22 protein-coding genes are annotated in these 19306 nt (G+C 68.6%); 15 read left to right on the forward strand and 7 right to left on the reverse strand.

What is annotated here, in order from left to right; all coding sequences use genetic code 11:
- Positions 1-176: 176 nt before the first annotated feature.
- Complete coding sequence (locus ABZX92_RS38675; RefSeq protein WP_355570442.1) at positions 177-1004, forward strand: GNAT family N-acetyltransferase; 828 nt, start codon at positions 177-179, stop codon at positions 1002-1004.
- Positions 992-1798 carry a GNAT family N-acetyltransferase gene (locus ABZX92_RS38680; protein WP_355570443.1) on the forward strand — a complete coding sequence of 269 codons (807 nt, stop codon included), beginning with the start codon at positions 992-994 and terminating at the stop codon, positions 1796-1798. Before ABZX92_RS38675 ends, ABZX92_RS38680 begins: the two co-directional genes overlap by 13 nt.
- A 120-nt stretch (positions 1799-1918) precedes the next feature.
- On the opposite strand, the gene ABZX92_RS38685 is transcribed toward ABZX92_RS38680, so the two are convergent.
- Positions 1919-2380, reverse strand: a complete 462-nt coding sequence (locus ABZX92_RS38685) for an Lrp/AsnC family transcriptional regulator (RefSeq protein WP_355570444.1) — start codon at positions 2378-2380, stop codon at positions 1919-1921.
- A gap of 80 nt (positions 2381-2460) precedes the next feature.
- Between ABZX92_RS38685 and ABZX92_RS38690 the strand changes: the two genes are divergently transcribed.
- The 6 genes from ABZX92_RS38690 to ABZX92_RS38715 all read left to right on the forward strand — a co-directional run bounded on the left by ABZX92_RS38690 (position 2461) and on the right by ABZX92_RS38715 (position 8936).
- The gene (locus ABZX92_RS38690) at positions 2461-2895 is read left to right on the forward strand and encodes a rhodanese-like domain-containing protein (protein ID WP_355570445.1); all 435 of its coding nucleotides are present in this window, start codon (positions 2461-2463) and stop codon (positions 2893-2895) included.
- Between the two features lie 25 nt (positions 2896-2920).
- On the forward strand, positions 2921-3676 hold the full coding sequence (locus ABZX92_RS38695; protein WP_355570446.1) for a type 1 glutamine amidotransferase: 756 nt from the start codon (positions 2921-2923) through the stop codon (positions 3674-3676).
- A gap of 85 nt (positions 3677-3761) precedes the next feature.
- Positions 3762-4895 carry an inorganic phosphate transporter gene (locus tag ABZX92_RS38700; RefSeq protein ID WP_355570447.1) on the forward strand — a complete coding sequence of 378 codons (1134 nt, stop codon included), beginning with the start codon at positions 3762-3764 and terminating at the stop codon, positions 4893-4895.
- Positions 4892-5077, forward strand: a complete 186-nt coding sequence (locus ABZX92_RS38705; RefSeq protein ID WP_355570448.1) for a hypothetical protein — start codon at positions 4892-4894, stop codon at positions 5075-5077. The genes ABZX92_RS38700 and ABZX92_RS38705 overlap by 4 nt, the downstream gene beginning before the upstream one ends.
- Positions 5078-5106: 29 nt before the next feature.
- Positions 5107-8007, forward strand: a complete 2901-nt coding sequence (locus tag ABZX92_RS38710; protein ID WP_355570449.1) for a bifunctional [glutamine synthetase] adenylyltransferase/[glutamine synthetase]-adenylyl-L-tyrosine phosphorylase — start codon at positions 5107-5109, stop codon at positions 8005-8007.
- Positions 8004-8936 (forward strand): NADP-dependent oxidoreductase, encoded by a 933-nt coding sequence (locus ABZX92_RS38715; RefSeq protein WP_355570450.1) that lies wholly within the window; start codon positions 8004-8006, stop codon positions 8934-8936. Before ABZX92_RS38710 ends, ABZX92_RS38715 begins: the two co-directional genes overlap by 4 nt.
- Before the next feature lie 67 nt (positions 8937-9003).
- Here ABZX92_RS38715 and ABZX92_RS38720 read toward each other — a convergent pair whose 3' ends face one another.
- Positions 9004-9237, reverse strand: a complete 234-nt coding sequence (locus tag ABZX92_RS38720) for a hypothetical protein (protein ID WP_355570451.1) — start codon at positions 9235-9237, stop codon at positions 9004-9006.
- Positions 9238-9338: 101 nt separating this feature from the next.
- Here ABZX92_RS38720 and ABZX92_RS38725 point away from each other — a divergent pair, with 101 nt between their 5' ends.
- From ABZX92_RS38725 to ABZX92_RS38735, 3 genes are read left to right on the forward strand one after another with little or no spacing between them, the layout of a single operon-like run.
- On the forward strand, positions 9339-9914 hold the full coding sequence (locus ABZX92_RS38725; RefSeq protein WP_355570452.1) for a hypothetical protein: 576 nt from the start codon (positions 9339-9341) through the stop codon (positions 9912-9914).
- Between the two features lie 31 nt (positions 9915-9945).
- Positions 9946-10104 carry a hypothetical protein gene (locus ABZX92_RS38730; protein WP_355570453.1) on the forward strand — a complete coding sequence of 53 codons (159 nt, stop codon included), beginning with the start codon at positions 9946-9948 and terminating at the stop codon, positions 10102-10104.
- Positions 10105-10124: 20 nt separating this feature from the next.
- A complete protein-coding gene (locus ABZX92_RS38735; protein WP_355570454.1) occupies positions 10125-10628 on the forward strand; it encodes an NADAR family protein in 504 nt (167 codons plus the stop codon).
- Here the strand turns inward: ABZX92_RS38735 and ABZX92_RS38740 are convergent.
- Positions 10606-11136, reverse strand: a complete 531-nt coding sequence (locus tag ABZX92_RS38740; protein WP_355570455.1) for an NUDIX hydrolase — start codon at positions 11134-11136, stop codon at positions 10606-10608. The two genes, ABZX92_RS38735 and ABZX92_RS38740, sit on opposite strands and share 23 nt — an antisense overlap.
- 74 nt (positions 11137-11210) lie before the next feature.
- Here ABZX92_RS38740 and ABZX92_RS38745 point away from each other — a divergent pair, with 74 nt between their 5' ends.
- A complete protein-coding gene (locus ABZX92_RS38745; protein ID WP_355570456.1) occupies positions 11211-11480 on the forward strand; it encodes a hypothetical protein in 270 nt (89 codons plus the stop codon).
- Between the two features lie 52 nt (positions 11481-11532).
- Here ABZX92_RS38745 and glnA read toward each other — a convergent pair whose 3' ends face one another.
- On the reverse strand, positions 11533-12957 hold the full coding sequence (gene glnA / locus ABZX92_RS38750; RefSeq protein WP_355570457.1) for a type I glutamate--ammonia ligase: 1425 nt from the start codon (positions 12955-12957) through the stop codon (positions 11533-11535).
- Between the two features lie 169 nt (positions 12958-13126).
- Here glnA and ABZX92_RS38755 point away from each other — a divergent pair, with 169 nt between their 5' ends.
- Complete coding sequence (locus ABZX92_RS38755) at positions 13127-13600, forward strand: RDD family protein (RefSeq protein WP_355570458.1); 474 nt, start codon at positions 13127-13129, stop codon at positions 13598-13600.
- A gap of 1 nt (position 13601) precedes the next feature.
- Here the strand turns inward: ABZX92_RS38755 and ABZX92_RS38760 are convergent, their stop codons facing one another.
- The 3 genes from ABZX92_RS38760 to ABZX92_RS38770 form a co-directional block, all read right to left on the reverse strand.
- Positions 13602-13730 carry a hypothetical protein gene (locus ABZX92_RS38760; RefSeq protein WP_355570459.1) on the reverse strand — a complete coding sequence of 43 codons (129 nt, stop codon included), beginning with the start codon at positions 13728-13730 and terminating at the stop codon, positions 13602-13604.
- 88 nt (positions 13731-13818) lie between these two features.
- Positions 13819-15846, reverse strand: a complete 2028-nt coding sequence (locus ABZX92_RS38765) for a tetratricopeptide repeat protein (protein WP_355570460.1) — start codon at positions 15844-15846, stop codon at positions 13819-13821.
- A 50-nt stretch (positions 15847-15896) separates the two neighbouring features.
- The gene (locus tag ABZX92_RS38770; protein WP_355570461.1) at positions 15897-16625 is read right to left on the reverse strand and encodes a DUF4191 domain-containing protein; all 729 of its coding nucleotides are present in this window, start codon (positions 16623-16625) and stop codon (positions 15897-15899) included.
- Between the two features lie 83 nt (positions 16626-16708).
- Between ABZX92_RS38770 and ABZX92_RS38775 the strand changes: the two genes are divergently transcribed.
- Both ABZX92_RS38775 and ABZX92_RS38780 read left to right on the forward strand, forming a co-directional pair.
- A complete protein-coding gene (locus ABZX92_RS38775) occupies positions 16709-18778 on the forward strand; it encodes an ATP-dependent DNA helicase UvrD2 (protein WP_355570462.1) in 2070 nt (689 codons plus the stop codon).
- A 141-nt stretch (positions 18779-18919) separates the two neighbouring features.
- Positions 18920-19192 (forward strand): hypothetical protein, encoded by a 273-nt coding sequence (locus ABZX92_RS38780; RefSeq protein WP_355570463.1) that lies wholly within the window; start codon positions 18920-18922, stop codon positions 19190-19192.
- The last annotated feature ends 114 nt before the right edge of the window (positions 19193-19306 follow it).

Genomic DNA, 19306 nt, shown 5'->3' on the forward strand with positions numbered 1-19306 from the left:
CTTCTGCGCCGATGGTACTGCACTGGTTACGGTGTGGGAGAGTAGGTCGCCGCCGGACAATCTTTCAGAAGACCCCTGAGGGTCGAGCACTTCGGTGCTCCCCTCAGGGGTCTTCTGCATGTCCAGGGGCGGTTTGCGCGCAGAATTTCGCTTGCCCGGCCTGATCTGATGAACGCATGGACGCGGTCGTGCACACAGATCTGGCGTCGTTCGACGCCGCCACCCACGATCGGCTGGCAGCCGATCCGGTGCGGAACACGATCGCGCTGACCTCGCTCGACCGCGTACGCCGGCTGCCTGCCACCGAACATCCGCCGGTCCTGATCACGTTCCACGACAACGGCGAAGTGGTCGGCTCACTGATTCGCACGCCGCCGTGGCCGTTCCAAGCGGCAGACCTTCCACTCGAAGCGGTGGATTTGGCGGTGCGGACCATCAACGAGGTCGATCCGGGCGCTCCCGGAGTCACCGGCCCGCGGGAAAGGTCTGCGGCCTTCGCCACAGCGACCGGCGAGAACTTCACCGAATCCCTGACCACCAGGCTCTACCGCCTCGGCACGCTGGCCCCTCCGACCGTGGAGGGTTCCGGTCGCATGGCCACCGAGGACGACGTCGAGCTCCTCGGCGCCTGGCGCGGTGCGTTCCTCCGCGAAGCCGTGCCCGAAGCGCCGAACGAAGGAGTGACCGAGGCCATGCGCAGCTCACTGCGGCTCGGCAACGGCCACGTTCTCTGGGAGGTCGACGGCACACCGGTCGCCTGGGCCGCAGCGAGCCTTCCGCACGCGGGCATGACCAGGGTCGGCCCCGTCTACACGCCGCCCGAGCACCGCAAGCGCGGTTACGGCGCCGCTGTCAGCGCGGCGGTCAGCCGGTGGGCACTGGACCAGGGCGCCGCCGACGTCCTGCTCTTCGCCGACCTGACGAATCCGATCTCGAACTCGATCTACCAACGGATCGGCTACCAACCACTCGACGACTGGGCGGAGTTCTGGTGGAAGCACTGACCTACGACAACCTCGAAGACTTCCTCGCGGTGGCCGGCGACCTGCTCAACGCCGACCCCGTGCACCACAGCGTGCATCTGACCACTGTGGACGCCGCGCTGCGCGGGCTCCGGCCACCGGCGGCGTTGATCTCGTTGCACGACAACGGAACTCTCGTAGGTGCCGCCACCCGAATGCAGGACCGCCCGCTCCACGTCGCCGCGATGCCACCCGCCGCGGCACCGCTCGTCGCGGACGTCCTGCGCGGACAACCGATCGACGCCGTCACCGGACCGGTCGATCGTGTGGAGGCGTTCCGCAGCCTGTGGCGCGACGGCGGGCACGAGACCTACCGGCTCCGGCTCTACCGCCTGGAGGACCTCGTCGTTCCCGAGGTGCCGGGCGAGTCCCGCCTCACGACCGCCGAGGACGACGACCTGATCACCGAGTGGTGGGTGCGGTTCATCGCGGAGCTCGACGAGCTCGAGCGAGCCGAAGCGGAGAAGGTCATGCGCGGCAGCCGCCAGATGCCGGCCGGGCACGTCATCTGGCTCGTCGACGGCGAGCCGGTCTCGTGGGCGGCCAGCACCGAACCGGTCGCCGGGATGTCCCGGGTCGGTCCGGTCTACACCCCGCCCGAGCACCGCCGGCACGGTTACGGGGCCGCGGCCACCGCGGCCGTCAGCCAGTGGGCGTACCAGGAGGGCACCGAGCACGTCGTGCTGACGGCGGACCTGGCGAACCCGACGGCGAACTCCGTCTACCAGGGCATCGGGTTCCGGCCCGTCTCGGACTGGTCCGAGTACAAGTGGTGAGGTGACCGTGCTGGGTGGCTGCAACCCAGGGGCTCCTGTCGCGCGCTTCCGTCTCTCGCGGAGGCGGATGACCATGAAATCAGGACATCTACTAGACGAGCCCAGGCACGGATCCGGACATCAGTCACTCGTGTGAGTGAAGAGCGCGGGTGTGAGCGGGCGGTTGCGGACGTGTGAGGAGAAGACGAGCGAGGTGGTGGTGTCGCCGTAGCGCTGCATCACCTCGACGAGTTCCTCCAGTTCGGCCATCGACCGGCAGACGACGCGCAGCAGCCAGCAGTCATCTCCGGTCACGTGGTCGGCGTCGAGGATCTGCGGCAGTGCCAGCACCTGCGAGCGGAACCGCGGCGTGTCCAGTGAGCGGACCCGTACGCGCACGATCGACTCGATCGGCAGCCCGATCCGCGCTGGTGAGACCACCGCGACGAAGCCCGTGATGACGCCGAGCGACTCCAGGCGGCGCACGCGTTCGGTCACGGCCGGCGCGGACAGCGACACCTCGCGGCCGAGCGCGGTGAACGACAGGCGCCCGTCGGCCTGCAGCAAGGTCAGGATCTTCCAGTCCACCGCGTCGAGTTCCACCTGGAAATCATAGGTAGAAGGGCGCGAACGCCTGGACTTCCGCATGCCCAAACGGGAGCCGGACACCAAAGATCAAAGGCATGACCAACGCACTGAGATTCCCCGCCGCCGACCCGACTATCGCGGCGCAGTTCTTCGCGGCCGAGCTCGCATTCGAAGCCGACCCAGACGACGTCCACCGCGACCTGCAGGCCGGCGACATGAGCGGGTACGTCCTCGTTGAGACCAGAAGTGCGGAGGCGTTCGCCCAGGCCCGCATTCCCGGCGCGATCAACCTGCCCTACCGCGACCTGCCCGAACAGCCCGAACTCCTCGCGAACCTCGACCCGGACCTGGTCTACGTCTGTTACTGCGAGAGCTTCCAGTGCAACGCCGCGACCAAGGGCGCGCTCGCACTCGCCCAGCGCGGGTTCCGGGTGAAGAGGCTCGCCGGAGGGATCACGGCATGGCGCGCGGCGGGTTATCCGGTCGAGGTGGGGGAGGCGGGTGTTTCTAAGGTCGCGTGTCATTGCTGAGTCAAGCCGACATAGGCTCACGTCCGTGACCGCACCGCGTTTGCTCGTCCTGCAGCCCTCCCAGCAAGACCCGCTGGCGAAGCTGGGCGACTGGCTGGAAGCCGACGGCATCGAGCTCCAGCTCGTGTCGCTGCAGGACGAGCCCGCGCCGGAAAGCCTCGACGGCTACCAGGGCGTGATCTGCCTCGGCGGCGAGATGGGCGCGCTCGACGACCTCCAGCACCCGTGGCTGGCGGACGTCCGGAAGCTGCTGAGCAGCGCCGTCGCGAAACGACTGCCGACGCTCGCGATCTGCCTCGGTGCGCAGCTGCTCGCGGCCGCGACCGGCGGGCAGGTCCGGAAGGGTCCGCAGGGGCCGGAGGTCGGGGTGCTGCTGGTGGCGAAGCGGGACGCGGCCGGTACCGACCCGTTGTTCGCCGACCTGCCCTTCACGCCTGACGTGCTGCAGTTCCACAGCGACGAGGTACACCTGCTGCCGCCCGGCGCGGAACATCTCGCGGCGTCTCCCAAATATCCGAATCAGGCGTTTCGGGTCGGTGCATGCGCCTACGGCCTGCAGTTCCACATCGAGACGACCCCGGAAATCGTCTTGAACTGGGCGGGTAAAGATCCTGAGTCGGCGGCCTGTGCGCGGCCGCACCACTTCGACCAGGACTTCCTCGAGGAGGCGCACCGCGACTTCGAAGAGGTGTGGCAGCCGTTCGTCGCCAGATTCGCCAAGCTGGTGCGGGGAGAACTGTCGCCCGCGGGGTGTTTGGGCACACAACTTCCCTTGGTGTGACGTTACTTTCGTAGGTTATAGGGCATCCTGAGTACCCGGTACCGTCATCATCGAGCACCTTGTTCGATCCAGCCGGAGGATCAGTGTGGATCCCGCTCTTGTAGTGATCATCGTCGTTGTCACTGCTCTCATCTTCGACTTCACCAACGGGTTCCACGACACGGCCAACGCCATGGCCACCTCCATCGCCACGGGTGCGCTGAAGCCCCGCACGGCGGTCGCGTTGTCGGCGGTGCTCAACCTCGTCGGCGCGTTCCTGTCCGTCGAGGTGGCCAAGACCATCTCCGGCGGGATCGTGGACGACGCCAAGATCACGCCCGCGATCATCTTCGGCGGGCTGGTCGGCGCGATCATGTGGAACCTCGTGACGTGGTACGCGGGACTGCCCTCGAGCTCGTCGCACGCCCTGTTCGGCGGCCTGATCGGCGCGGCTTGGGTCGCGTCCGGAGTGGACTCCATCCACTTCGCCAAGGTCGTCGACAAGGTGCTGGTGCCCGCGGTGGTCGCACCGCTGGTCGCGGGCGTGGTCGCGGCGCTCGCCACGATCGTCGTCTACCGGCTCAAGAAGTCCACCGACCCGCGGGTGTCGCACACCGGGTTCAAGATCGGTCAGGTCGCGTCGGCGTCGCTGGTCTCGCTCGCGCACGGCACCAACGACGCGCAGAAGACCATGGGCATCATCACGCTGGCGCTGATCACGTCCGGCTCGCTCGCCCCCGGCTCCGCGCCGCCGGTCTGGGTGATCATCAGCGCCGGTCTGGCGATCGCGCTCGGCACCTACCTCGGCGGCTGGCGCATCACCCACACGCTGGGCCGCGGCCTGACGACCATCGAGCCCGCGCAGGGCTTCGCCGCGCAGACCTCGACCGCGACCGCGATCCTCGCGTCGTCGCACCTCGGCTTCGCGCTGTCGACCACGCACGTCGCGTCGGGCGGCATCATGGGCTCCGGCCTCGGTCGCGACCGGCGCGGAGTCAACTGGGGAACGATGGGCAAGATGGCCGCTGGGTGGCTGTTCACGCTGCCCGCCGCCGGCATCGTCGGCGCGATCGCGGGCAAGTGGGCGTCCAGCGGCACCACGGGCATCATCGGCGTCGCCGTGATCGGTGGCGCGGTGGCGATCGGCATCTGGATCCTGTCGCGGCGCGAGCCGGTCAAGCCCGAGCACATCGTCGACGAGGTGGCCGCTCAGGCAGAACTGCACAAGGTGGCGGCATGACGATCAAGTGGGACGCGCTGCTGCAGGTCTTCGGCGCCACGCTGCTGGTGACGTTGCTGGTGGTCACGCTGTTCGTGCTCGGCATCCGGGCGCTGTCGAACGACAAGAAGGTGCCCGCGGTGGCGAGCTTCGCCGGGTGCGTCGCGGTCGTGCTGTACGGGCTCTCACTGATCATCCTCTGATGATGTGAGGGCATTAGGGTTGGCTCCTGATGAGCGAACTCGGTCGTGCCGCGTCACCAGCAAGATTCGGACTCACCGAGCCGCGCAGCGAGGAAATGCTGCGCGGCCTCGGCCTGTGGGCTGACCGCCGCCCCGCGGAAGGGTCCGAGCCGGTGCTGGCGGCGCTGTCCCGCTGCCCCGACCCGGACCTCGCGTTGCGCGGCTTGGAGCGCCTCCAAGCCGTCGCCGACTGGGATGCCCTGACGACAGCGCTGCACGAGGACGAGGTCGTGCGGGGACGACTGCTCGCCGTGCTCGGGTCATCGACGGCGCTGTCCGACTTCCTGGTGGCCAACCCCGAACGGTGGCGGTCGCTGACCGACGGGGTCGACGTGTCGCTGGAGCTTGCCGACGGCGACGTGCTGCGCACCGAGTACCGGGCGAAGTTGCTGCTCGTGGCCGCCAACGACCTGGCGCACGTCGTCGAGCCGTCGTTGCCGTACGTGCCGTACGACACCGTGGCCGCACAGCTCTCGGATCTCGCCGTGGCGGCGTTGCGGGCGTCGCTGAAGCTGGCAGCCGAGCGCGTGAACGGCGCGGACCGGTGCCGGCTCGCGGTGATCGCGATGGGCAAGTGCGGTGCCAATGAGCTGAACTACGTGAGCGACGTCGACGTCGTGTTCGTCGGCGAGGGCGATCTGGGCGTGGCGACGCGGCTGGCCAGCACGATGATGCAGATCGCGGGCCAGTCGTGCTTCGAGGTCGACGCGGCGCTGCGGCCCGAGGGCAAGGCCGGCGCGCTGGTGCGGACGCTCGACGGGCACGCCTCGTACTACCAGAAGTGGGCGCGGACCTGGGAGTTCCAGGCGCTGCTCAAGGCGCGGCCGGTCGCGGGCGATGCCGAGCTGGGGCAGGCGTACCTCGATGTCGTGCGGCCGTACGTGTGGACGGCCGCCGAGCGCGAGAACTTCGTCGAGGACGTGCAGGCGATGCGCCGCCGCGTCGAGGACCACGTGCCCACTGGCCTTGCCGATCGCGAGCTCAAGCTGGGCCGCGGTGGGCTGCGCGACGTCGAGTTCGCGGTGCAGCTGCTGCAGCTCGTGCACGGCCGTACTGACGAGGACCTGCGCATTCAGGCCACGACGGCCGCGCTGGCCGCGCTGGGCACCGGCGGGTACGTCGGGCGCAACGACGCGGCGGACTTCGGGCGTTCGTACCGGTTCCTGCGCACGTTGGAGCACCGGCTGCAGCTGCAACGTTTACTGCGCACGCACCTCTTCCCGGCCGACGACGACACGACGGCGTTGCGCTGGCTCGCGCGTTCGGTGGGGCTGCACGCCGATGGCCGGCGTTCTGAGGGACAGGTGCTGCTCGCGGAGTTCCGCAAGCACGCCAACCAGGTCCGGCGGCTGCACGAGAAGCTGTTCTACCGGCCGCTGCTGCAGTCCGTGGCGGGCGTGCCGACCGAGGCGTTGCGGCTCACGACCAAGGAGGCCGTGGCCCGGCTCGCCGCTCTCGGCTACACCTCGCCGGACGGGGCGTTGCGGCACATCCAGGCCTTGACGCACGGGGTGTCGCGGCGCGCTCGCATCCAGGGCGCTCTGCTGCCGGTGCTGCTCGACCTGTTCGCTCTGACGCCCGACCCGGACGGCGGGCTGCTGGCATACCGGAAGGTGTCCGAGGCACTCGCCGAAACCCCTTGGTACCTGCGGCTTCTGCGGGACGAGGGCGCGGTCGTCGAACGGCTCGCGGTGCTGCTGGGCACTTCCCGGTTCGTGCCTGATCTGCTGGTGCGGGCGCCGGAGGTGTTGCGGCTGCTCGCGGACACCGACGCGCTGGCCGGAGGGGATCCGCACTCGATCGGGAACCCCTTGCGCAGCGCCGTTTCCCGGTATGACGACCTGCCGCGCGCTGTTGCGGCCGCGCGGTCGTTGCGGCGCCACGAGATGCTGCGTGTCGCGGCTGCGGACCTGCTGGGGTTCATGCCCATCGAGACCGTGTGCGTGTCGTTGTCCGAGGTGTGGGGCGCGGTGCTGCAGAGCGCTCTGGAAGCTGCCGTGCGTGCCGCTGGTGAGCCCGTCGCCTCGTTGGCCGTGATCGGCATGGGACGGCTCGGCGGGCACGAGCTCGGGTACGGCTCCGACGCGGACGTTATGTTCGTGTGCCGGCCACTCGAGGGAGTTTCCGACGCCGACGCGGCGAAGTGGGCGAGCGGCGTGGTGGAGAACATCAGACGGCTTCTGGGCGCGCCGTCGCAGGACCCGCCGCTGCAGGTCGATGCGGACCTGCGGCCGGAAGGCCGTCAGGGGCCGCTGGTGCGGACTCTCGACTCGTACCGCGCGTACTACCGTCAGTGGGCCGAGATCTGGGAGAAGCAGGCGCTGCTGCGGGCGCGTTTCATCGCCGGGGACGCGGCTCTGGGTGCCGAGTTCGAGGCGTTGATCGAGCCGCTGCGGTATCCGGCTGAGGGTCTGGACGCCGCGTCGGTGCGGGAGATTCGGCGGATCAAGGCACGGGTGGACGCGGAAAGGCTGCCGCGCGGTGCCGATCCGAGCACGCACACGAAGCTCGGCCGTGGTGGACTGGCGGATGTCGAGTGGACCGTGCAGTTGTTGCAGCTGCAGCACTCCGGTGCCGTCCCCGGGCTGCGCACACCGTCCACAATGGGCGCGATGGAGGCTGCCGTCTCAGCAGGTCTGCTGGCCGCTGACGACGCGGCCGCGTTGACCGCTGCCTGGAACCTCGCGACGCACGCGCGAAACGCCGTGACGTTGGTGCGGGGCAAGGCTTCCGACCAGCTGCCGACGTCCGGCCGCGATCTGGTGGCGGTCGCTTCCGTGATGGGGTATCCGCCCGGTGGCGATCCGGGAGTGTTCCTGGAGGAGTATCGCCGTACGACCCGCCGTGCGCGTGCGGTGGCGGAACGAGTCTTCTACGGTGAGGAACTGTGAAAGCGATCGCGTTTACCCAGTTCGGCGACGCCGACGTCATGTCGTGGCAGGAGCTGCCCGACCCGCTGCTCGGGCCTGACCAGGTCCTGGTGGAGGTGAGGGCGGCCGGGGTGAACCCGGTGGACTTCAAGATCAGAGCCGGGTACCTGCAGGGCCTGATGCCGCACCACCTGCCGCTGATCCCCGGTTGGGACGTCTCCGGTGTCGTGCGGGCGGTCGGCATCGGCGTGACCGAGTGGAAGCCGGGCGACGAGATCCTGGCGTACGCGCGCAAGGACCACGTTCAGTTCGGCACGTATGCCGAGCTGGTCTCGATTCCGGACCGGATGCTCGCGCGCAAACCGTCCAACGTGGACTTCGTGACGGCCGCCGCCCTGCCGCTGGCGGGGCTCACGGCGTTGCAGGCCTTGAAGGCGGTCGACACGGGCGCCGGCGACGTCGTGCTGGTGCACGCCGCCGCGGGTGGCGTCGGGCATCTTCAGGTGCAGATCGCGCGAGAGCTGGGCGCCGCGCGGGTGCTCGGTACCGCGTCGCCGCGCAACCACGAGTTCGTGCGGTCGCTCGGGGCCGAACCCGTCGCGTACGGCGACGCGCTGGTCGACGCCGTGGCGGAGCTGGTCGGTGGCGACGGCAAGGTCGACGTGGTGATCGACAACGTCGGCGGGCTCGCGTTCGACCAGTCGTTGCAGCTGGTGCGGGACCGGACGCAGATGACGTCCATTGTGGACGGACCGAGGGCGCTGGAGAACGGCGTGATCAACACCTGGGCCCGGCCGAACGCCGAGCAGACGCAGTGGCTCGTCGACCTGGTGGCCGCCGGCTCGTTGCGCGTCGAGGTGCAGCAGACGTTCCCGTTGACCGAAGCGGTGAAGGCGCACAAGTTGCTCGAAGGTGGGCACGTGCGCGGCAAAGTCGTACTAACTGCCTGAAATCTTCATGTATATCTTCAGGTTTGGGGGCACTCCTGACGGGGTGCCCCCAACTTTTCTGAACTGCTCAGTCCTCGTCCGAGTCGGGGTCGACAGCAGGCGCGCTGGTGTAGACCTCGACCACCCACTCCTCCTCCAACGCCTCGGCGTCTTCGGAGTCGGGCACGAGCCGGTTGTAGACGCGGACACCGAGGTCGAGCACGTCAGCGGCCTGAACCGCTTCCAGCGCATCGGGTGCCGAGTCGAAGATGTGGGTGGTGAGCAGCTGCGGAGCCGTGAATTCGGCGACATCTTGGGACACGGGCGGACCCTAGCGCATTGACGTTTCACCCATTCGAGATGAGACTAGGCGCGCTCAGCGGGGGAGCTGTGTTTTGTCACGGGGGTCGAACGAGGGAAGTCATGCAGCATCGTCGGGTCACGCGCCGAGGTAAGACCGTGATCGCCATCGCGGGTGTGGCTGTCGGCGTGCTCGCGTTACTCGGTGTGATTCAGTTTGCACTGAGTGGTGACAACTCCGCCGCGCAGCCCAACGCCACCGCGACGACGACTACGTCGAACGGCGTCGAAACCCCTGATGGCGCACTGGAAACGACCGAGCCGTCCGCTGAGGTCAAGGTCACCACGGGCTCCTTCAAGCAGCAGCGCGGCATGCTCACCGTCGAGGTGACCCGGGTGGAAACCGCGAACGGGCGCGTGAAGCTCTTCGTGACGGCCACGAACGCCTCCCAGGCCCGCATGACTCTCCCGGTGGACGGCATCGCGGTCCTGGACGATCTGAAGCGCACCTACGCGGCGTCCAGCAGCAAGTGGGACAGCCTCGTCACCCAGGGCACCACGACGTCGGGCACCGTGATCCTCGACGAGAAGCTCGGCACGGGTGTGAAGTCCCTCACGCTGACGTTCAACTCGATCTCCGGCCAGTTCGCGCCCACCGGCGCCGCGATCACCGTGACGGGCATCCCGGTCCCGAAGTGATTCGAGCCGCCCGTGTGGGTACGCCCCGTGCATGACTCAACGCGGAAGTGATCAGCACGGCCCCGCACGTGACGACGAGCTGAAGCGCGAACTGGCCAACGAGCTCCGCGCGAACGGCCCGACCCGGTCCGAGCCCTGGCGCGAGCCGGAGATGCCGGAACCGGACGAAAACCCTTCAGCCGACGGCTAGTTCTTGCCTACTGTGCTCGCGTGGACTTCTTGTTCTTCTGGGGCCATCAGCCCGAGCGCGACGGCGGCATCGGCAAGGGATGCCTGTCGCAGTGGTGGCCGTGTTCTTTTGCGGCTGACGGCCAGACGTTCGCCTCGGCCGAGCACTACATGATGTGGCGCAAGGCTTTGCTGTTCTCGGACGATGCCGTCGCCGCGCGGGTGCTCGCTGCCCGCACCCCGGCCGAGGCCAAGGCGCTGGGGCGTGAGGTGTCCGGGTTCGACGATGCTTTGTGGACTGCTTCGCGGATGGAGATCGTGGTGGCGGCGAACCTGGCGAAGTTCGGCCAGGATCCCGCTCTGCGCTCCTACCTGCTGGGAACGGGTTCTCGCGTGCTGGTGGAGGCGAGCCCACTGGACCGCGTGTGGGGCATCGGCCTGACCGCCGACGACCCGCGCGCCGCGGATCCCGCTTCCTGGCTCGGCCTGAACCTGCTCGGCGAGGCGCTGATGGAGGTCCGCTCTAGGTTGTCCGCTGCAGCGTGAGGTAGGTGCTGAGTGCCGCCAGCGTGATCCCGCACGGAATCAGTCCTTTCCGGATGAACGCGGGGATCTCGTTGAGCGGCACCCACTTCACCTCGGCGGCCTCGGCCGGGTCGTGTTCGCCGGTCTTGACCGCGTTGGTGCCCACGAAGATGTGCGTGGTGTGCGAGCTGATGCCGTTCAAGGGGTTGATGGTGATCAGCGGCTCGACCTGGACCCGGTAACCGGTTTCTTCCTCGGTCTCGCGGATCGCCGCGATCTCCGGACTTTCGTCCTGTTCGAGCCGGCCTGCCGGGACCTCCCAGCCCCACGCGCCGGTGGTGAACCGGTGGCGCCACATCAGCAGGACGTGCTCGCCCTCGACGACGACCACGGCCGTCGAGGGGTGCGGCAGCCTGACGACGTGGTGCTCGAACCGTTCGCCATCGGGGATTTCCACGTCGTCGAGGTCGACGCTCATCCACTCCGAGTCGTAGATCCGGCGGGTGCCGTGCACTGTCCACTGCGTCACGCTGAAGCAGTACCACGTGAACCCCGAGCCCGCGCCGTGCGTGTGTCTAAGCGTCGGGAAAGCAGGGAGACGCGATGTTCAGCTACTCGGGGCCGGCCCGGCTCGTCTACGCGGATGGCAGAACGGTCGAGCTGGACCGCGCGGACCTGATCGAGTCGGTGGACGGCGGCCTGTGGCAGTGGTCCGGCGCGGGAACGTCCTCGGAACCTCTGATCGACGGTGATGCCCTGATGAGACTGCCGACCGGCACCGAGGCCGGCATCGTGGTCTCCAACGTCCGGGTCATCACCGGCGCGCACGGCGTGGCGTGCAGTGCGACGTTGTTCGGCAGCTACACGGACTGAGGGCCGGGTGACTGAAGCAGTCACCCGGCCCTCAAGCGCACAGCTCAACCGATCACACGTCGTAGTACAGCGCGAACTCGTAGGGGTTCGGGCGCAGGCGCAGCGGGTCGATCTCCTGCTCCCGCTTGTACGAGATCCAGGTGTCGATCACGTCCGGCGTGAAGACGCCACCCTCGAGCAGGAACTCGTGGTCGGCCTCGAGGTTGTCGAGCACGGCGTCCAGCGTGGCCGGGACCTGCTTGACGTCGCGGGCCTCCTCGGGCGGCAGCTCGTAGAGGTCCTTGTCGATCGGGGCCGGGGGCTCGATCTTGTTCTTCACGCCGTCGAGGCCCGCCATGACCATCGCCGAGAAGGCGAGGTACGGGTTGCCCGAGGAGTCGGGGCAGCGGAACTCGATGCGCTTGGCCTTCGGGTTGTTGCCCGTGATCGGGATGCGGACGCACGCCGAGCGGTTGCGCTGGGAGTAGACCAGCGAGACCGGGGCCTCGTAGCCCGGGACCAGGCGGTGGTAGCTGTTCACCGTCGGGTTGGTGAAGGCCAGCAGCGACGGGGCGTGGTGCAGGATGCCGCCGATGTAGTGGCGGGCGGTGTCGGACAGGCCCGCGTAGCCGCTCTCGTCGTGGAACAGCGGCGCGCCGTCCTTCCACAGCGACTGGTGGGTGTGCATGCCCGAGCCGTTGTCGCCGAACAGGGGCTTCGGCATGAAGGTGACGGTCTTGCCGGCCTGCCACGCGGTGTTCTTGATGATGTACTTGAACAGCATCAGGTCGTCGGCGGCGTGCAGCAGCGTGTTGAAGCGGTAGTTGATCTCCGCCTGACCCGCGGTGCCGACCTCGTGGTGGGCGCGCTCGACCGAGAAGCCGTTGGCCTCCATGTTGAGGACCATCTGGTCGCGCAGGTCCGCGTAGTGGTCGGTCGGCGTGACGGGGAAGTAGCCGCCCTTGTACTTGACCTTGTAGCCGAGGTTGCCGCCCTCTTCGTCACGGCCCGTGTTCCACCAGCCGGACTCGGAGTCGATCTTGTGGAACGCCCCGTTCGCCGTGGTGTCGAACTGGATCGAGTCGAAGATGTAGAACTCGGCCTCGGCACCGAAGTACGCGGTGTCGGCGATGCCCGAGTCGGTGATGTACTGCTCGGCCTTGCGCGCGATGTTGCGCGGGTCGCGGCTGTACGCCTCACGCGTGAACGGGTCGTGCACGAAGAAGTTGACGATCAGCGTCTTCTCGATGCGGAACGGGTCGAGGCGCGCGGTGTAGAGGTCGGGCAGCAAAAGCATGTCCGACTCGTGGATCGACTGGAAGCCGCGCACGGAGGAGCCGTCGAAGGCGAGACCCTCTTCGATCGCGTCGGCGTCGAACGCCTTGGCCGGCAGCGTGAAGTGCTGCATCACGCCGGGCAGGTCGCTGAACCGCACGTCGACGAACTTGACGCCCTCGTCGGAGATGAACTTCAGCACCTCGTCGGAATTCTTGAACACCCTCGTCGACTCCTTGACTATGGACAACGGCTGGTCATCGTGAGCGACCGTATGTCGGTGGTGTTGCCCGTCCGTCACTCCGATGTTTCGCCAGTGTTAACGGGGCGGTCCGAGGGGGCAAGACGACCTGCCGGTCCTCACCCGATGTTCACAGGCTTACTCTGGTGGGGTGAGCAGGTGGACCGGTTCGTGGCTGTCGGGACCTCGTTCGGTGCTGGAGCCCGGTGACGAGTCGAACGACGGTGCGCAGCAGCGCTGGCGCGGCGAGCGCCACGGCTTCCCCGAGAAGGGGCCGGGCTCCATCGCCTCGATCGGCCGGCGCACGGTCGCCATCTTCGTCGACTTCCTGCTCTCGGCCGGTGTCGCGGCTGTCTTCACGCGGCCTGACCTGCCGAAGAACTGGAGCCTGCTGGCCTGGTTCGTCATCACCGTCGTCGCGGTGGCGTACTTCGGCTTCACGCCGGGGCACGCGCTGCTCGGGCTGCGGGTGGCGCGCGTCGACGGCAAGACGTTCGTGCACCTGCCCCGCGCGCTGCTGCGGACGATTCTGATCTTCCCGCTGATTCCGGCGCTGGTCTGGGACGCGGACGGACGATGCCTGCACGACAAGGCGGCAGGCACCGTCGTCGTCAAGGTCCGCTAGCTCACTGACCCGCGCAGCCGCGGTAGCAGGCAGGGGCGACGGACTGAACGCCGTCCGCGAGAGCAGCGCCGGCGCCGAGCGTGAACAGGGCAGCAGTCGCGGCGATGGTGACAGCGATCTTCTTGAGCATGAGGGCTCCTCGTTTCATCGGTGATTTGGCGGCTGAAACGAAGGTATTTGTGCCGAATGCAACGCGGCAGTCGTAAAACCCGCAGGCGTTACGCGCTCCGAGTGAGCAGCCACGTCGCGATCTGGGTGCGGGTGCGCAGGCCGAGCTTGGCCCGGATCTGCGTCAGCCTCGCCTCGACGGTTCGCTCGGACACCTGCATTCTTTTCGCGATCTGTCGGTTCGTGTCCCCGCGCGCGACCATCGCGGCGATTTCGCGTTCCCGTGGCGTCAACGGCGAATCGTCGCGCGGCACGCCGCGGAGCGCTGCCCGTGCCTTCGCGGCGGGGAGAGCGGCAGACGCAGCGCTCAGCGCGTCCGCAACGTCCTGACGCCAGCACGGATCCTGCCCGCCGCGACCGCCCTTCACCGCGCCGAGCAGCCTCAACGCCCGCTCCGGCTCCTCCCGGCGGACCGCCGTGATCGCCAGGCCCTGCAGCACGTAGGGGAGAACGTGCTCGTCGGGCGCCTTGTCGAGCGCCTCCTGGAACCGTTCCTCCGCCGAGTCCACGTCGTCCCTGCGCAACGCCAGCGCGCCCGCCGTGTGCAGGATCGCCGCGAGCTTCCCGGCGTCAGCCGCCTCCCGATAGATCGGCAGGGCCTCGCCGACCAGCCACTCGGCGCGCGTCACGTCGCCGGACTGCAGCTCGGTCCACGACAGGTTGTGCTGCACGGTCGCGCGATCCAACGGCAGTTCCAGCAGCTCAAGACACCTTGAGTAGGCCGCGCGTGCCTCCGCGAACTCGCCGCGCGCCATATGGACACCCGCGAGCGCGTTGAGCGCCCTCGCCAGATGGCTGCGCTCCTCTGCTGCGTCCACAGCCGCCGTGCACAACGCCAGCGCTTCCTCGTGGTCGTCCTCCGACGCGGCGAGCCACCCGGCGTGCGTGAGGGCAACGCTGCGATGAGGCGAACCGGTCGCACGAGCCAGCGCGTTGTTCAACCGACGACGGCCCCGCGCCGTGTCCCCGGCCTGTGCCCAGCACAAAGCCAGTGTGGTGGCGAACAGCAGCTCTCGTTCGTCACCCTGCTCGGCCGCCACCCGCGCGGCTTGCGCGAAATTCGCCCGGTCCAGCGCGGCGCGTCCGACGGCTGCCGCCGGCGTGAACACCGGGTCCAGCACCGCGTGGGCCAGCACGGCCAATCGATCCCGTGCGCGGTCGCACGCGACGTCGAGTTCGCCTGCCTCGACGAGCCGTTCGAACGCATAAGCCCTGATGGACGCCAACATCCGATAACGGCCGTGCTCGTCCGGTGGCACGAGCAGGGACTTCGTCACGAGCGAGGCGGTCACGCCGACGTCCGGCACTGCGTCGAGATCGAACCCGTCCGCGTACACCGACAGCTGCCGCAGCACCCGTCGTTCGGATTCGGTCAGCGTCACCCAGCTCCACTCCACCGCCGCCCGCAGGCTCGCGTGCCGCGGATGGCCGGTGCGACTGCCGGTCGCGAGCAGGTCGAGGCGGCGCTGGTCGAGCCTCGTCAGCAGGTCTGCCGGGCGCAAGGCGGGTACGAGACGGGCCGCGAGCTCGATCGCGAGCGGGGACCGGTCGAGCCGGGCACAGATCTGGTCGATGACGTCGGTACGCGCGGTCAGGCCGGACGAGCGGTCGAGGAAGAGCTGCGCCGAATCAGCAGGGAAGAGCGGTCCGACGTGCAGCAGCTGCTCGCCGGTGATGCGCAGCTGCTCGCGGCTCGTGACCAGGACACGAAGCTGTGGATCGGCGCTGAGCAGCTGTTCCGCGAGGCGGCCGCACGCTTCGACGTGGTGGTCGCAGTTGTCGAGCACGACGAGCGCGTTCGGTCTCTTGGCGGCGAACTCGCGCGCCAGCCGCGACTTGCCGACGCCCGGCGGTCCCACGAGGGTCACGAGCCGGGAGCGGCGCAAGAGCTTGCCGAGACGCACCCATTCGTCCTCACGCCCGAGAAAACTGTCCGCCGGGCCCGCGACAACGCGTGGGACAGAACTTTGTTTGGACCGGCTGCGATAGGCGCGCTGTCGGCAAGCGTTCGAGCAATAACGATTAGCGCATTCCGCGCCGCACACGACGCACATGACGAAGAAAGCCTCTCCGAACATCCGCGGCGGCGGATATCGGAGAGGCTAACCGAGTTCGTGCTGTAAAAACCCTAACGGCGGCGCATGGCCCGCTGGACGTTGCGCATCTTCGCGCCCGCGGGCATCGGGCCCTTGGGCAGCGCGGCGCCACGGCTCGACAGCGCGGCGAGGCGGGTCTCCAGCGCGTCGACCTGGGCGACGGTGATGTTGCGCGGCAGCTTCATCAGCTTCGACTGCAGCTTCTTCAGCGGGACCTGGCCCTCGTCGCTGCCGATGATGAAGTCGTAGATCGGGGTGTCGCCGACGACGCGCGAGATGCGCTTCTTCTCCTGCGCGAGGAGCGGCTTCACCCGCTGCGGGGCGCCCTCGGCCACGAGCACGACACCCGGACGGCCGAGCACGCGGTGCACGGCGTCGAGCTGGGTGGTGCCCGCGACGGCCGGCGTCACGCGCCAGCGGCCGCGCAGGTTCTCGAGCGCCCAGGCACCGGCGCCGGGCTGGCCGTCGGCCTTGCGGAAGACGTTGCTCTGCACGCGGCGGCCGAAGATGATCACGGCCAGCAGCGCGCCGATGGCGACGCCCAGCGGCACGAACATCCAGACCGCGTGGAAGACCAGGCCCAGGACCACGGCGATCGCGGTGACACCGAGGAGAGCCCCCAGCATCAGCGGGATCAGCGCCTTGTCCTCGCGGCGCTGCATCTTGAACGCCTCGAAGATCTGCTTGCGCCGTTCGCGTGAAGCCGCGCGGCGAACCTTCGCCGCTTCCTTCGCCGCCGCCTTGTCCTGCTTACCTGCCATACGCACAGGATACGTCCCCGGAAAAATCGGACACAGCGCGAGGCTTGCGTTGCGCGGGAGGCCCATCTGCGAGACTGCCGGGCATGGAGGCGTTGCTGGAGGGTCTAGATCCGGAACAGCGCGCAGCGGTGGAAGCACCGCGCGGCCCGGTGTGCGTGCTCGCGGGCGCCGGCACCGGAAAAACGCGCACGATCACGCACCGCATCGCCTATCTGTGCCAACGCGGTCACGTCGCTCCGACGCAGGTCCTCGCCGTCACGTTCACCAAGCGCGCCGCGGGGGAGATGCGCACCCGCCTGCGTTCATTGGACGTGCACGGCGCACAGGCCGTGACGTTCCACGCTGCTGCGTCCCGCCAGCTGCGCTATTTCTGGCCGCGGGTCGTCGGTGGTCCGCGCTGGGACCTGATCGACCAGAAGATCCGCGTCGTCGGCCGCGCCGCGTCGAGGCTGGGGATGCCGACCGAGGCCGACGCGCTGCGCGACCTCACCGGTGAGATCGAGTGGGCGAAGTCGTCGCTGCTCACGCCGGACGCGTACCCGGCGGCCGCCTCCCGGGCCGCGCGCGACATCCCCGCGCCCGCCGAGCAGATCATGAAGCTCTACGCGATGTACGAGCAGCTCAAGAACGAGGCGCAGCTGCTCGACTTCGACGACCTGCTGCTGCACACCGCCGCCGCGTTGGAGGACAACCTGGAGGTCGCGCAGGAGTTCCGCGACCGCTACCGCTGCTTCGTCGTCGACGAGTACCAGGACGTGACGCCGCTGCAGCAGCGCGTGCTCGACGCGTGGCTCGGCGGCCGCGACGACCTGACCGTGGTCGGCGACGCGAACCAGACCATCTACTCCTTCGCCGGTGCCTCGCCGCAGCCGCTGCTCAACTTCGCGCGCCGGTTCCCCGAGGCCGTCGTCGTGCGGCTGGAACGCGACTACCGGTCGACGCCCCAGGTCGTCGCACTGGCCAACGACGTGATCAAGTGGGCGCGCGGGCGTCCGGCCGGCTCGCGGCTGAAGCTGATCGGGCAGCGGCCGGAGGGTCCCGCGCCGAGGTTCCACGAGTTCGACGACGAGCCCGCCGAGGCCGACGCGGTCGCGCGGCGCATCAAGACGCTGCTCGACGAGGGCGTCGCGGCTTCCGAGATCGCGATCCTCTACCGGGTCAACGCGCAGTCCGAGGTGTACGAGCAGGCGCTCGCGTCGCTCGGCATCCCGTACCTGGTGCGCGGCGGCGAGCGGTTCTTCGAGCGCACCGAGGTGCGCCAGGCCATGATCACGTTGCGGGCGGCGGGGGATCGTGACGGGTCGCTGCCCGAGGTCGTCCGTTCCGCGCTCGGCAAGGTCGGGCTCACGGACGAACCGCCGACCGGTGGCTCCGCGCGGGAACGCTGGGAGTCGCTGCTCGCGCTGGTCGAGCTCGCCGAGGAGTTCGTGGCGGCGGTGCCGGGTGCCGACCTGCCGCGGTTCTGCCTGGAGCTGGACGCGCGGGCGGAGGCGCAGCACCCGCCGACCGTCGAGGGCGTGACACTCGCGTCGCTGCACGCGTCGAAGGGCCTGGAGTGGGACGCCGTGTTCCTCGTCGGGCTGGTCGAGGGCACGATGCCGATCCAGTACGCCGACGGCGACGACGCGAAGATCGAAGAAGAACGCCGCCTTCTGTATGTAGGCGTGACGCGCGCGCGTGAGCACCTCTGGCTGTCGTGGGCGCTGTCGCGTGCCGCTGGTGGGCGTAAGTACCGGCGCCGGTCGCGGTTCCTCTACAGCCTCGTGCCCGAGAACCACCCGGCCGCCCGAGTATCTGGTGGCGCCCAGCGGCCTCCTCTGATGAAGAAGGAGAAGCCGACCTGCCGGGTGTGCGCGTCGACCCTGGTCGAGGCGCAGGCCGTCAAGCTCGGCCGATGCCGGTCCTGTCCGTCCGATGTGGACGAAGAGCTGCTCGAGTCGCTGCGTCAGTGGCGGGCCGGGCGGGCGCGGGAGCTCAAGGTGCCCGCGTACGTCGTCTTCACCGACGCCACGCTGATGGCGATCGCGGAGCAGCGACCCACGGATTCGGCCGGACTTGTCGCGATCTCGGGCATCGGTGCCTCGAAGCTTGATAAGTTCGGTGACGACGTGTTGGGGCTGGTCCGGGCCGGTGTCGGGTACTCCGCCACCTGATCGGGACAAGTTTCGTTAAATAGGTTGCGAGCCCGTGGGACGGGGTCATAACCTGCTCATGCCGGGTCCGGAGGACCCGTCTGGGGAAGAAGAACTACTACTAGCTCTCGAAGCAGAGCTCTCTTGGAGGAGGTGGCAGTTGTGAAGCTCAACATGACTTCGCGCGCGCTCGGCCTCCTCGTGTCCGAGGGCTTCTGCACGCCCGCGTCCGCTCCGGCCATGTGGCAGCAGTCTGCCCTGAAGCCAGTGGCACTGCTGGGTCGCGAGCGCGGCACCGCTCTGGGCGGCATCGCCCTGCGCGGTAGCGAACTGGCCAGCGAGCAGCCGATCGCGCTGCCGATCGTCGATGACGTTCACAACTACACGAATGCGCTGTCCGCGCATCAAGTGAGAAGGCTCCTGCCGACCCCATAGAGGGGGTCGAAGGACCACCAGGCTCACGAAAGCCGCGAACGTCGAGCACGTGCTGGTCACGGCAGGTACCGGGGTTCCGACGAGCGGGCTACTGTTGGGCAGGTGACCGAGCTC

The organism is Lentzea sp. NPDC006480, assembly GCF_040611995.1.
Taxonomy (GTDB): domain Bacteria; phylum Actinomycetota; class Actinomycetes; order Mycobacteriales; family Pseudonocardiaceae; genus Lentzea.